The sequence below is a fragment of the Amycolatopsis sp. NBC_00355 genome (assembly GCF_036104975.1).
GTDB lineage: Bacteria > Actinomycetota > Actinomycetes > Mycobacteriales > Pseudonocardiaceae > Amycolatopsis.
Window position 1 is genome coordinate 9,459,128 of the sequence record NZ_CP107982.1, and the last position, 12,930, is coordinate 9,472,057.

Sequence of the window (12,930 nt, forward strand, 5' to 3'; positions counted from 1 at the left end):
CGGAAAGTACTTTTCGCAGGTCAGAGCCTGAGCCGGGAACACAATTGACCGGCCGGGCCGCGGGGGTACGATTCTTTGGCCCAGCTGACCGCAGCGATCCGATTGGCGCCGATTAAGTTGATCTCGACGACCGTGCAGACCGCAACTTGCGCCGTGCACGTGCAGAGTCCCGGGAACGGGACGCCGGGACGGTGCTCGTCGCGCGCGGCCGGAGGGGCAGCCGGGGACGTGCGAGGGGGCCCGGGACGCGGCTGGGCGGGGGCGGCACGGCCGTCCGCCGGAACGCCGCGAACCGGGACGCCGCGCGACCGACGCGGATCCATGACGCCGGACAGGGAGTCACTCACGTGACCGTTGCAGGAGAAGGTCAGGTGCCCGTCGGGGAACTGCTCGGCCGAGCACCCCGGCGGTCGAAGGGGAAGGCGGTATGGCAGGCGCTCGTGCGCTGGCGCGACTGGAGCCTGCCCGTCAAGCTTTCGGCCGTCACCGTCGTGCCCATCGTCCTGGCGATGGTGCTCGGCATCACGACGATCGCCGGCCAGGTCGGCCGGTCGGACGACTACCGGCGGCTCGACCGGCTCGTCGCGCTCGGCGTCCAGGTGCGCGCGCTCACCAGCGCCCTGCAGCAGGAGCGCACGGTCACCGCGGCGATGCTGACCGACGGCACCGTCGGCGGCACGCCCGAACTGGCGACCGCCCGCAAGGCGACCGACGCCGCGGTCGGCCCGTTCACCGACGCGCAGGCCCGCGGGTCCGCCGCCGAGCCCGGCGTGGCCGGGGCCGCGGGCGCGGCCACCGCCCAGGTGAACAACCTCGACTTCCTCCGCCGCCAGGTCGACGGCGGCCAGCTCGACCCGGGCCAGGCCGTCACCGCGTACTCCGGGGTCACCGGCGCGCTGATCGGCCTCGACACCGCGGCGACCGCCGGCGCCGGCGACGGCACCCTCGGCGGCACGCCCGCCGGGCTGCACGAACTGCTCGTCGCGGGCGAGCAGGTGTCGCTCAGCCAGGCGATGGTGTCCTACGGCATCAACCGCGGCGCGCTCTCGCCGAGCGAACTGGCCACCCTCCGCGCCGCCGAGCTGCGGCTGGCCGACCGGCTCGTCGACTTCCGGTCCGCGGCGGGCGACGCGCTGCAGCGCGACTTCTCGGCGATCGCCGAAGGCACCGACGCGCAGAGCCGCGCCCGGATGGTCGAGTCGGTGCTCGGCGCGCAGCCCGACTCCGCGCGGACCGCCTTCCGCGCCCTCTCCGCGACCGACTGGAACATCGCGTCCACGGCGATGCGGGCGCAGATCGCCCAGGTCGCCGACCGGCTCGGCACGCAGGCGTCGGACACGTCGTCGTCGCTGGTCGAGGACGCCAGCAGCGGGGCCGGTGTGCTCGCGGTGCTGCTGTTCGCCGCCCTGGTGCTCGCGGTCGCGGTCGTCTTCCTCATCACCCGCCAGCTGCTGCGCTCGCTGAAGGTGCTGCGCCGCAGCGCCCTCGACGTCGCCGAGACCGCGCTGCCCGAGGCGGTCCGCAACATCCAGGAGGGCCGCGCGCAGGGCACCGACGTCACGCCGGTGCCCATCCGGACCGACGACGAGGTCGGCGAAGTGGCGCGCGCCTTCGACAAGGTGCACCACCAGGCGCTGCGGCTGGCGACCGAGCAGGCCGCGATGCGCACCGGCTACGGCAGCGTGTTCGTCAACCTGTCCCGGCGCAGCCAGAGCCTGGTGCAGCGGCAGCTGCAGCTGATCGAGCAGCTGGAGCGCGACGAAGAGGACGCCGACCAGCTGGCGACCCTGTTCCAGCTCGACCACCTCGCCACCCGCATGCGGCGCAACAACGAGAACCTGATGGTCCTCTCCGGCGCCGAGCCGGGCCGTCGCTCCGGCAAGCCGGTCGGCACCACCGACATGCTTCGCGCCGCGGTGTCGGAGATCGAGCAGTACCAACGGGTCCAGGTGCAGCCGCCGCCCCCGGCGCGGATCGTCGGGTACGCCGCGAGCGACCTGATGCGCCTGGTCGCCGAGCTGCTGGACAACGCGACCGCGTTCTCCGCGCCGGAGACGTCGGTGACCGTGGCGTCGCGGCTGGGCGAGGACGGCTCGCTCAGCGTCGACATCCTCGACAAGGGCATCGGCATGAACGAGGCCGAGGTCGCCGAGGCGAACACCCGGCTGACCGAGGCCGGGTCGGTCGACCTGGCGACCTCGCGCCGGATGGGCCTGTTCGTGGTCGGCCGGCTGGCCAGCCGGCACCGGATCGGCGTCTCGCTGCACGGCGGCAAGGACATCGTCGGCGTCCGGGCCACCGTCGTGGTCCCGGCGGAGCTGGTGATGCCGGTGACCGACGGCCCGATGACCGGCCAGATCGGCGTGCTGCAGCCGCCGCCCCTGAGCCCGCCCGCCGGCACGCAGCTGCCGCGCCGCCAGACCACCAACGGCACCTCCCGCCCGCGGCCGCCGGTGGTCCCGCAGCAGCCGCCGATGGGGGAGGAGCGCTGGCCGTCGGCGAGCGACCTCGCCGGGCTGGCCAACGGGCACGGCCCGGTTACCGAGCGGCCGCCGACGGACCTGGAGATCTCGGGGACGGACCTGTTCGCCCCGATCCCGAAGGACGACCCGGCGCCGCCGCCGCGGCCGACCCTGCCGCCGGTGCCCGCGGTGCTGCCGGTGCCGCAGCCGCCGCGCCACGACGACCTGCCCTCGGGCAAGGACCTGTTCTCCGCCAACGAGACCACGCTCAGCGACTGGTGGCGGCACGCGACCGCGAAGCCGGCCAAGCCCGCCCCGGCCCCCGCGCCGGCGCTGGACCTGTCGGAGACGACGCCGATCTTCGACGAGATGCTGTCCGCGTGGTTCCGCGAGGACAAGCCCGCCGAGAAACCGGCGCCCGAGAAGGCGGCACCCAAGAAGCCGGCGGCGGAGAAGCCGGCCGCCGGACAGCCGGCCACCACGAAGCCGGTCGCCGAAGACGAGCCCGTCGTCGACGAAGAGGCCGCTCCCGAAGAGGAGCCGGCCGCCGAGCCGGAGGGCCGCAGCTGGGACTTCGCGAGCGACGAAGAGTTCCGCACGGTCCAGGCGGTCACGAAGGCCGAGCCGACGACGTTCACCGACGCGGGCCTCCCGCGCCGCCGCCGCGGCGAGCAGCTCATGCCGGGCAGCGCGACCTCGAGCCCCTCGGCCTTCTCATCACCGGCCCCGGCCCGCCCGGATCTCCCGGTCCGCGACCCGGCGGACGTCCGCGGCCGCCTGAGCAGCTTCCAGCAGGGCGTGACCCGCGGCCGCCAGGAAGCCCGCGAAGCCGCGGCGGCGGGTACCGCGCAAGGCGCGGAGACGGACGCCGAGCAGCCGATCCGGCCGGACGCGCACTCGGACGCCCTCGAGCAGGACCAGCAGCTCGAGGCCGAGCAGGCGGGGCAGCAGGAGCCGGACGAATCGACCGGCCTGCCGCTGCCGAGCCGGCAGCCGGGTCAGCCGAACGGACTGTCCCAGTCGGGGCCGCAGCCGTCCGCGGAGTCGAACGGCCGGCCGCAGCCCGGTCAGCGGCGGCCGGGGCAGCCCAACGGACTGCCGCAGCCGGGACACCCGAACGGAGTGCCGCAGCCGAGCCAGGCGAACGGGCTGCACCAGCCGGGGCAGCCGGGACAGTCCGCGTCGCCGTACCCCGGCGGGCAGCAGCAGGTCCAGCCGTCGGCGTTCCACCAGGTCGGCGGACAGCAGCCGGGAGAGCAGCAGCCCGACGGGCCGCAGTTCTCGCAGGCCGGCGCGCCGGACGCACCTCACCACCCCGGCGCCCGGCCGCCGGGGCCGCAGCGGCCCGCCTTCCAGCCGCCCGACGGACAGCCCGGCGAGCAGCAGCCCCGCCCGGGACCGCACCAGTCCGGCGGGCCGCAGCAGGCGTTCCGCCATCCCTCGGCCTACCAGCAGCCCGGCGACTGGCAACCCCGGCCGTCGGGACCGCACCAGCCTGGCGGGCCGCAGGCGTACCGGCAGCCGGGCTCCGGCCAGTTCTCCCTGCCGCGGCAGTTCGGCGGGCAGCCGCCGAAACCGCCGCAGCCGGGGCCGGGCCGTCCCGGCTTCCCGGAGCAACCACCGGCGGCCTACCGGCAACCCGGACAACAGCCGGGCCACGCCGGACCGCACCAACCAGGGCAGCAACCCGGGCAACAGCGGCCGGACCAGCAGGAACTGCCCCAGCAGGGCGGCCACCCCGCCTTCCAGGACAGGCCGGCCGCGCCGCCCGCCGGGCTGCCGAACCGGCGTTCCGGGCCACCACCCGAGCCGACGGCGGCGGAGACCCCGGAAGAGGCTCCGACGCCCCTCCGGGAAGACGCCGCCCTGGAGGCGACGGCGGAGTGGAACTTCGGCTCGGACGAAGGCTGGCGCACCGTGCAAGCGGTGTCCCAGTCGGCGCCCGCCACGTTCACTTCGGCAGGATTGCCCCGGCGCCGCCGCGGGGAGCAGCTGCTCCCGGGCAGCGCCGCACCACCCACCGGGGCCACGGCCCCCCGACCACAACGCGACGCACACGACGTGCGCGGTCGCCTGCGCAGTTTCCAGCAGGGCATCGAGCGCGGACGCCACCGCAACGCTCGGGCGACCGAGACGAACCACGAGACACTGGAGGGTGAATGACCTCGCCGAGTAGCGCTCAGCCGACGCAGAATCAGTTCGGCTGGCTGGTCAACGACTTCGCCGAGCGAGTACCCGGCGTGGCGCACGCGGTGGTCGTCTCGGCGGACGGCTTGCTGCTGTCCGCGTCGAACCGGCTCCCGCTCGATCGGGCCGACCAGCTCGCCGCGGTGGCGTCGGGACTGGTCAGCCTCACTCAAGGCGCCGCGCGGTGCTTCGAGGCCGGCGCGGTGAACGAGACGGTGGTCGAGATGGAGCTGGGGATCATGGTGCTGATGTCGATCAGCGACGGATCCTGCCTGGCCGTGCTCGCCGCCCCCAACTGCGACATCGGTCAGGTCGCGTACGAAATGACGATGCTCGTCGACCGGGTCGGCCAGATCCTGACCCCGGAGCTGCGCGCCCAGCTCCAGGGTTCGGGTGGGTCCCTGATCGGCGAACCGGTGGGATGATGGCGCGATGAGCACGGGGCCCGGATCTTTCGGCGAACCCCCGGAGGCGGAGGCCTCCGGTCCAGGGGGCGACGGCACCTTCGCCGACGTCTTCAACGGGTTCTCCCTGGATTCCGGCCGTGCCCGCCGGAAGCGCAAGAAGGGCAAGGAGTCCCCGCCACCCCCGGCCGCCGGTGCCCACGCGGCCGCGGAACCGCCGGCGCCACCAGCGCCGTCGGCCGACCAAGGAGATCGAGTGACCTCTTTAGTGTCGCCACCCGGCAGTACCGACGGGGACGCACCGCGCCCCGGCGGGCTGTTCGACCCGGGGCCGCCCAGCGGCGAGTTCGTCATGCCCCGGGTGTTCGAACAACCAGCGGCCCCCGAGGACCAGACCGCGATCGTCCGGCCCTACGCTCTCACTGGCGGCCGAACGCGGGCAAATTACGCGCTGGAGCTGGAGACGCTCGTCTCCACGAAGGACTACGCTGCCACCGGTGGCCTCCCCGAAGTGGCCGCGGAGCAGATCGAGTGCATCTCGATCATGGAAGAGTGCCGGACCCCCCGTTCGGTCGCCGAGATCGTGTCGGCGCTGCGGGTGCCCTTGGGCGTGGCCCGCGTGCTGATCAGCGACGCGGCGGATGCGGGGCTGGTCACGGTGCACAAGACGATAACGGGCAATGACGGCGCCGAGGCACATCTGGTGTTGATGGAAAGGGTTTTGAGTGGACTCCGTCGGCTTTAAGGCACCGCGGGACACCGCGCCCCCGACCATGACATCCGCCAAGATCGTGGTGGCGGGCGGCTTCGGAGCGGGGAAGACGACGTTCGTCGGGTCGGTGTCGGAGATCGTGCCGCTCACCACCGAGGCGATGATGACCGACGCGAGCCGCGGCATCGACAACCTCGACCAGACGCCGAACAAGTCGACGACCACCGTCGCGATGGACTTCGGCCGGGTTTCGCTGGACGCGGACCTGATCCTCTACCTGTTCGGCACACCCGGGCAGCAGCGGTTCTGGTTCATGTGGGACGACCTGGTCCGCGGCGCCATCGGCGCGGTGGTGCTGGCCGACACCCGCCGGCTGGCGGACTCGTTCGCGCCGATCGACTTCTTCGAGGACCGCGGTCTGCCCTACATCGTCGGCGTGAACACGTTCGACGGTGTGCTGGAGCACGACATCAACGACGTCCGCGAGGCGCTGTCGATCGACCCGAACATCCCGATCGTCCGCTGTGACGCCCGGGACCGGGAGTCGACGAAGCAGACGCTGATCACGCTGGTCGAGTACGCGATGCGCCAGTGGATCGCGCTGCGGGCGGCCAACGCCCGCTGACGCCGTCCAGGGCCCGGGGCGTGCCCCGGGCCCGGCAGCGCGGCGGTACGGCCCGCTCGTCGGACGTGCACGTTTCGACGAGAGCGAGGCCGAGCCGAGTCGTGCCCTCGGTACCGCCGAACGTTCAGTACTCGTCGTGGCGGCGCCACCAGGAGCTGGGCGCGTCGTCGCCGTGGCTGTCCTCTTCCCACGCTTCCTGGCGGCCGAGCGGGGTGACGTCGAGGTAGCGGTGCGACGCCAGGAACATCTCACCACCGCGGCCGGACGTGAAGTACGTCCGGAAGACGTCGTCACCCTCGCGCAAGAAGACGCTGACGCCGAAGCCGCCGCCCACGCCGCAGTCGTCGGTGAAGCCGGTGCCGTGCGCGGACACCCAGGGCACGTCCCAGCCCATGCGTGTCCGGTACCGCTCGATCTCGGGCAGCGTCGCCGGCGCGACGACCTTGAGCGTGACGTCGCGGGCGTGCAGGTGCGCCAGGTGCGGCAGGTTGTCGAGCACCAGCGAGCAGCCCGGGCAGCCCGCCTCGTCACCCGGGTGCAGCATGAAGTGGTAGACGATCAGCTGGCGCCGGCCCTCGAACAGGTCGAGCAGGCTGACCTTCCCGTCCGCGCTGTCGAAGGGGTAGTCCGCGTCGAAGCGGACCATCGGCAGGCGCCGGCGTTCGGCGGCGAGGCGGTCGGCCGCCTTCATGTGCTCCTTCTCCTTGACCAGCAGCGCGTCGCGCGCGGCCTGCCATTCCTCGGGGGAGACGATCGCGGTCATCGGGTTTCCTCTCGTCGGAGGTGGAGGGCGCCGGCCAGGTCGTCGAAGGACGAGGTCCAGCCGTCGTGGTGGCCGTCGCGCTCGGCGACGGTCGGGAAGCCGGTCTGGGTGAAGGTCATCTCTGTCTTGCCGCCCAGGTCGGCGAAGTCGATCGTGACGAGCGTGTCGACGCCCCGGTCGCCGTCGGCGTCCCAGCCGAAGGTGAGCACGAGCCGTGCGGGGGCGGTGATCTCGCGGTAGACGCCGCGCATCCAGTGCTCGTCACCCTCGGGGGAGCGGATGCACGCCCGCCAATGGCCGCCTTCGCGGGTGTCGAGGGTGACGGCGCACCCGGTGAACCCGCTCGGGCCCAGCCAGCTCGCCAGGTGGTCCGGGTCGGTCCACGCGGCGAAGACGAGTTCGCGGGGCGCGTCGAAGACCCGGGTGATCGTCAGCTCGGAATCGGTCCCGGAGTCAGGCTGGGTTTCCGGCATCTTCCGCTCCTTCCGGCGGCCGCTGCAGCTCCCGCAGGTGCTCGTCGAGGCGGTCGAAGCCGCCCTCCCAGAACCGGCGGTAGGCCGCGACCCAGTCGGCGACGTCTTCCAGCGGTTTCGCCTCCAGCCGGCAGGGCCGCCACTGGCGGGTGCGGCCGCGGGTGATGAGCCCGGCCTGTTCCAGCACCTTCAGGTGCCGGGACACCGCGGGCAGGCTCATCGGCAGCGGCCCGGCGAGCTCGTTGACCGTCGCCTCACCGGCCGAAAGCCGGGCGAGGATGGCGCGCCGCGTCGGGTCGGCGAGCGCCGAGAACGTGCGGCTCAGGTGATCGGCAGCAGCAGTCATTTCAACACCTTGTTAATTAACGGACTAGTTAAACATAGCTGCCAGCTGGGTGTTGTCAAGGGTGTCGGGCCGTGCGGTGAGAGCCGCGTCACTGGTCGTCCGGTTTCCAATAGTAGGAAGTCCTAGTATTTTGGGAGGATGAGCAGTGAGCTGTACCGCCCCGCGCACCCCGTCCGGTTCGTCACGGCGTCGAGCCTGTTCGACGGCCACGACGCGTCGATCAACATCATGCGGCGGATCCTGCAGTCGCAGGGCGCGGAGGTCGTGCACCTCGGCCACAACCGGTCGGTCGACGAGGTGGCCACCGCGGCCATCGCCGAGGACGTCCAGGGTGTCGCCATCTCTGCTTACCAGGGCGGCCACGTCGAGTACTTCTCCTACCTGGTCGAGCTGCTGCGCGAGCGCGGCGCCGGCCACATCAAGGTCTTCGGCGGCGGGGGCGGGGTGATCGTGCGCGAGGAGATCGACCTGCTGCACTCGCGCGGCGTCACCCGGATCTTCTCGCCCGAGGACGGCTACGAGATGGGCCTGCCGGGCATGATCAACATGATGATCAAGGCCTGCGACGTCGATCTGGCGGCCGACGGCCCGGCGCTCGACAAGGTGCTCTCCGGCGACGTCGCCGCGCTCTCCCGCGTCATCACGCAGCTGCAGGCCGAGCGCCTGTCCGGGGACGTGCTGAGCGGGATCACCGAGGCCGCGGGCAAGCGGGAGGTGCCGGTCCTCGGCATCACCGGCACCGGCGGCTCGGGCAAGTCGTCGCTCACCGACGAGCTGATCCGGCGCTTCCGCCTGGACCAGGAGGACAAGCTGCGGATCGCGGTGCTCGCGGTCGACCCGTCACGGCGCAAGGGCGGCGGCGCGCTGCTCGGCGACCGCATCCGGATGAACTGCCTCGACGGCTCCCCGGTGTACTTCCGCTCGCTGGCCACCCGCACGACGTCCGGCGAGATCCCGGCCGGCCTCAGCGAGTCGATCCTGGCCTGCAAGGCCGCCGGCTTCGACCTGGTGATCGTCGAGACGCCGGGCATCGGCCAGGGTGACGCCGGGATCGTCGACTTCGTGGACCAGTCGCTGTACGTGATGACGCCGGAGTTCGGCGCCGCGTCGCAGCTGGAGAAGATCGATATGCTCGACTTCGCCGACGTCGTCGCGATCAACAAGTTCGAGCGCCGCGGCGCCGAGGACGCCCGCCGCGACGTCGCGCGCCAGCTGGTGCGCAACCGCGAGGCGTTCGAGTCCGGCCCCGACGACATGCCGGTGTACGGCACGAGCGCGGCGAAGTTCAACGACGACGGCGTCACCGCGCTGTACCAGCAGCTGCGGGGCCTGCTCGCCGAGCGCGGCCTGACCGTCTCGGCCGGGACGCTGCCGCACGTCGAAGGCAAGGTCTCGACCGACGCGAGCACGGTCATCCCAGGCACCCGCGCGCGGTACCTGGCCGACATCGCCGAAACCGTCCGCGGTTACCACGCGAAGACCGAGCAGCAGGTCGCGGCGATCCGCAAGCACGAAGCGCTGACGACGGCCCGTGCAGAACTGTCCAAGGTGGACGCGTCGACCGACGCGCTCGACGGGCTGCTCGCCACCGCGGCGTCCGAGGTGGACGGCGAGGCGACCAAGACCCTCGAACGCTTCCGGGCGCTGGCCGAGGAATACCGCCAGGACGAGCTCGTCGTGAAGATCCGCGACAAGGAACTGCGCACCCAGCTGTGGCGCGACACGCTGTCCGGCAACCGCGTCCCGCGCGTCGCCCTGCCGCGCTACGCCGAGTCCGGCGAGCTGCTGTCGTTCCTGCGCCGGGAGAACCTGCCCGGCTACTTCCCTTACACCGCGGGCGTTTTCCCGTTCAAGCGGGACGGCGAGGACCCGGCCCGGATGTTCGCCGGCGAGGGTGACGCGTTCCGCACCAACCGCCGGTTCAAGATGCTCTCGGCCGACTCCGAGGCCAAGCGCCTCTCGACCGCGTTCGACTCGGTGACGCTCTACGGCCACGACCCGCACACCCGCCCCGACATCTACGGCAAGGTCGGCACGTCGGGGGTGTCCATCGCGACGCTCGAGGACATGAAGGTCCTCTACGACGGCTTCGACCTGACCGCGCCGAACACGTCGGTGTCGATGACGATCAACGGCCCGGCGCCGACGATCCTGGCCTATTTCCTCAACACCGCGATCGACCAGCGCGTCGAGGCGTTCAAGGCCGAGCACGGGCGCGACCCGTCCGAGGATGAGACCGCCGAGCTGCGCGAGTGGGCGCTGAAGAACGTGCGCGGCACGGTCCAGGCCGACATCCTCAAGGAGGACCAGGGCCAGAACACCTGCATCTTCTCCACCGAGTTCAGCCTCCGGATGATGGCCGACATCCAGGAGTGGTTCATCTCCCACGGCGTCCGCAACTTCTACTCGGTGTCGATCTCCGGCTACCACATCGCCGAGGCCGGGGCGAACCCGATCTCGCAGCTGGCGTTCACGCTGTCCAACGGCTTCACCTACGTCGAGTCGTACCTGGCGCGCGGCATGGACATCAACGACTTCGCGCCGAACCTGTCGTTCTTCTTCTCCAACGGCATGGACGCCGAGTACACGGTGCTCGGCCGGGTGGCGCGGCGGATCTGGGCCGTGGCCATGAAGGAGCGCTACGGCGCGAACGAGCGGTCACAGAAGCTGAAGTACCACGTGCAGACGTCCGGGCGGTCGCTGCACGCGCAGGAGATGAGCTTCAACGACATCCGCACCACGCTGCAGGCGCTCTGCGCGCTCTACGACAACGCGAACTCCTTGCACACCAACGCCTTCGACGAGGCGGTCACGACGCCGTCGGAGTCGTCGGTGCGCCGCGCGATGGCCATCCAGATGATCATCAACAAGGAGTGGGGCCTGTCGAAGAACGAGAACCCGCTGCAGGGTTCGTTCGTCGTCGACGAGCTGACCGACCTGGTCGAGGAAGCGGTCCTGGTCGAGTTCGACCGGATCTCCGAGCGCGGCGGCGTGCTCGGCGCGATGGAAACCGGTTACCAGCGCGGCAAGATCCAGGACGAGTCGATCCTGTACGAGCGCAAGAAGCACGACGGCTCGCTGCCGATCATCGGCGTCAACACCTTCCGCAACCCGCGCGCGGGCGAGGACGACATCGAGGTCGAGCTGGCCCGGGCGACCGAGGACGAGAAGAAGTCCCAGCTGGACCGGCTGTCGGACTTCCAGCACCGCCACAAGGAAGACGCCCAGCAGGCCTTGAAGGCGTTGCGCGAGGCAGCCACCCGCGGCGGCAACCTGTTCGGCGTCCTGATGGACGCGGCCCGGGTCTGTTCACTGGGCCAGATCACCGAAGCGTTCTTCGAGGTCGGCGGGCAGTACCGCCGCAACGTCTAGAGCGCCACGCGCAGGTACGCCCGGTCGTCGAAGGAATTCGCGGCCGGGCGTTTTCCTTTGGTCTCCGGCGGGTCCAGCATCAGCGGGTCGCGCGCCAGTCGTTGCGCCAGCAGGCGTTCGGCCTCGGCCAGCGTCGGCGCCGGTTCCGGGTAGCCGTCCGTGGTGATGACGACCTCCCGGACGCCGCCGGGCACCGGCACGACCTCGACGAACAGGTCCGGGACGTCCTGGCCGTCCAGCGCGCCGTAGCCGTAGCGCGGGTCGGGCCGGTTGCGCAGCCCGACCAGCGCGCGCAGCAGCTCCTGCACGGCGGCCCGGCCCGGATCGTCCGCCCGCAGCGTGGCCTCCGGGACGTCGTCGGCGAGGTGCCGGCGCAGCACGAGGGCGCGGGCCTCCGCCACGATCCGTTCACCGGACGGGCGTGGCGGCACCGGCAGCCCGTCGAGCAGCACGCGGCCTTCGCCGACGCGCCAGATCTCGCGGCGGCCCAGGTGGAGCACGCAGAAGGACACCGCCGAACCCACGCCCGCGTCGCCCAGCAGCCCCCGGACCAGCGCGGTCGCGCCGTCGACCGCCTCGCGCGCCGGGCACCCGGCCGCGGTGGCGGCCAGGTGCCCGGCGACGGCTTCGGCGAGTTCGGCGCCGTCCGGACCGGTGTCCCACGGCTTCTTCGTCGCGCCGTCGGCGACGCCGAGCACGTGCTCACCCAGGACCAGCCGGTCGGCGCAGGGTTCGGCGCTGTCCCGCGGCACCACCGACGTCTCGAGGATCACCCGGCCGAACGTACCGCCCTCAGCTGCCAGACCGGCACCAGCGCGCGGCCCTCGGCGTCGGTGGCGAGGGTGGCCAGGGCCGACGTGTCGGCCTCGGGGTCGAGGATCGCGCCCACGCTGGCCCGCAGCTCCGCCACGTCGAACGCGGTGGTGTAGACGGCCGGTTCGAGGCGCTCGATCGTCCAGTCCTTCCCGACGGTCTCGCGCAGGTTCGCCTCGCTGATCAGGTACGGCGCGGGGAACGCGTCGGGCACCTCCGTCGAGAAGCAGAAGAGGTGCAGGTGCGCGCCCGGCCGCGTCGCGCGGGTCAGCGCGGCGAGGTACTCGCGCCGCGCGTCCTCGTTCAGGCAGTGGTAGAGCGCGCTGTCGAGCACCGTGTCGAAGCGGCCTTCGTAGCCTTCGAGCTTCGTCGCGTCGGCGACGGCGAAGGTGACGCCCTCGGCACGGGTGCGGGCCTGTTCGATAGCTGACGGCGCGCCGTCCAATCCGGTGACGTTCAACCCGCGCGAAGCGAGGAACCCGGAGTTGTCGCCGAGCCCGCAGCCGATGTCGAGGACGTCGCCGGTGAACTCGCCGGCGTCGGCCAGCGCGACCACCAGCGGTTGCGGTGCGCCCAGGTCCCACGGCATCTTCCGGCCGATCGGGGTGGCGCCGCGGTAGGCCTGCTCGAAGTCGAGGTCCTCGGTGCTCGTGCCCGGATTCGTCATCCTTGCCCCCTTATTCAACGTATGGTGAGATAACCCCATCGTGCGACGGTGAGTGCACGACTGTCAACCCGGGGAATACGGCGGCGGGGCGAGGGGTAGTCGTTGG

Annotated in this window: 10 protein-coding genes; 5 read left to right on the forward strand and 5 right to left on the reverse strand. The window is 71.9% G+C overall.

The features are described from left to right. The first annotated feature begins 371 nt into the window (after window positions 1-371). From OHS18_RS44030 to OHS18_RS44045, 4 genes are read left to right on the forward strand one after another with little or no spacing between them, the layout of a single operon-like run. On the forward strand, window positions 372-4,625 hold the full coding sequence (locus OHS18_RS44030; RefSeq protein ID WP_328614795.1) for a sensor histidine kinase: 4,254 nt from the start codon (window positions 372-374) through the stop codon (window positions 4,623-4,625). Next, window positions 4,622-5,074: a roadblock/LC7 domain-containing protein gene (locus OHS18_RS44035; RefSeq protein WP_247063292.1), complete on the forward strand. Its 453-nt coding sequence runs from the start codon at window positions 4,622-4,624 to the stop codon at window positions 5,072-5,074. The genes OHS18_RS44030 and OHS18_RS44035 overlap by 4 nt, the downstream gene beginning before the upstream one ends. A gap of 7 nt (window positions 5,075-5,081) precedes the next feature. Beyond that, on the forward strand, window positions 5,082-5,798 hold the full coding sequence (locus OHS18_RS44040) for a DUF742 domain-containing protein (RefSeq protein ID WP_328442568.1): 717 nt from the start codon (window positions 5,082-5,084) through the stop codon (window positions 5,796-5,798). Window positions 5,799-5,826: 28 nt separating this feature from the next. Beyond that, window positions 5,827-6,390, forward strand: coding sequence for a GTP-binding protein (locus OHS18_RS44045; protein WP_328442566.1), 564 nt, complete (start codon window positions 5,827-5,829; stop codon window positions 6,388-6,390). 124 nt (window positions 6,391-6,514) lie between these two features. On the opposite strand, the gene OHS18_RS44050 is transcribed toward OHS18_RS44045, so the two are convergent. The 3 genes from OHS18_RS44050 to OHS18_RS44060 are packed head-to-tail and all read right to left on the reverse strand — an operon-like array spanning window position 6,515 to window position 7,972. Next, window positions 6,515-7,153, reverse strand: coding sequence for a DUF899 domain-containing protein (locus OHS18_RS44050; RefSeq protein WP_328442564.1), 639 nt, complete (start codon window positions 7,151-7,153; stop codon window positions 6,515-6,517). Further along, a complete protein-coding gene (locus OHS18_RS44055; protein ID WP_328614796.1) occupies window positions 7,150-7,626 on the reverse strand; it encodes an SRPBCC family protein in 477 nt (158 codons plus the stop codon). Before OHS18_RS44055 ends, OHS18_RS44050 begins: the two co-directional genes overlap by 4 nt. Continuing rightward, complete coding sequence (locus OHS18_RS44060) at window positions 7,607-7,972, reverse strand: ArsR/SmtB family transcription factor (protein ID WP_328442560.1); 366 nt, start codon at window positions 7,970-7,972, stop codon at window positions 7,607-7,609. Before OHS18_RS44060 ends, OHS18_RS44055 begins: the two co-directional genes overlap by 20 nt. Window positions 7,973-8,110: 138 nt before the next feature. On the opposite strand from OHS18_RS44060, the gene icmF reads away from it, so the two are divergent. After that, window positions 8,111-11,344 carry a fused isobutyryl-CoA mutase/GTPase IcmF gene (gene icmF / locus OHS18_RS44065; protein WP_328614797.1) on the forward strand — a complete coding sequence of 1,078 codons (3,234 nt, stop codon included), beginning with the start codon at window positions 8,111-8,113 and terminating at the stop codon, window positions 11,342-11,344. On the opposite strand, the gene OHS18_RS44070 is transcribed toward icmF, so the two are convergent. After that, window positions 11,341-12,117, reverse strand: coding sequence for a hypothetical protein (locus tag OHS18_RS44070; protein ID WP_328614798.1), 777 nt, complete (start codon window positions 12,115-12,117; stop codon window positions 11,341-11,343). The genes icmF and OHS18_RS44070 overlap by 4 nt on opposite strands. Continuing rightward, on the reverse strand, window positions 12,114-12,824 hold the full coding sequence (locus tag OHS18_RS44075) for a class I SAM-dependent methyltransferase (RefSeq protein ID WP_328442554.1): 711 nt from the start codon (window positions 12,822-12,824) through the stop codon (window positions 12,114-12,116). The genes OHS18_RS44070 and OHS18_RS44075 overlap by 4 nt, the downstream gene beginning before the upstream one ends. Between the last annotated feature and the right edge of the window lie 106 nt (window positions 12,825-12,930).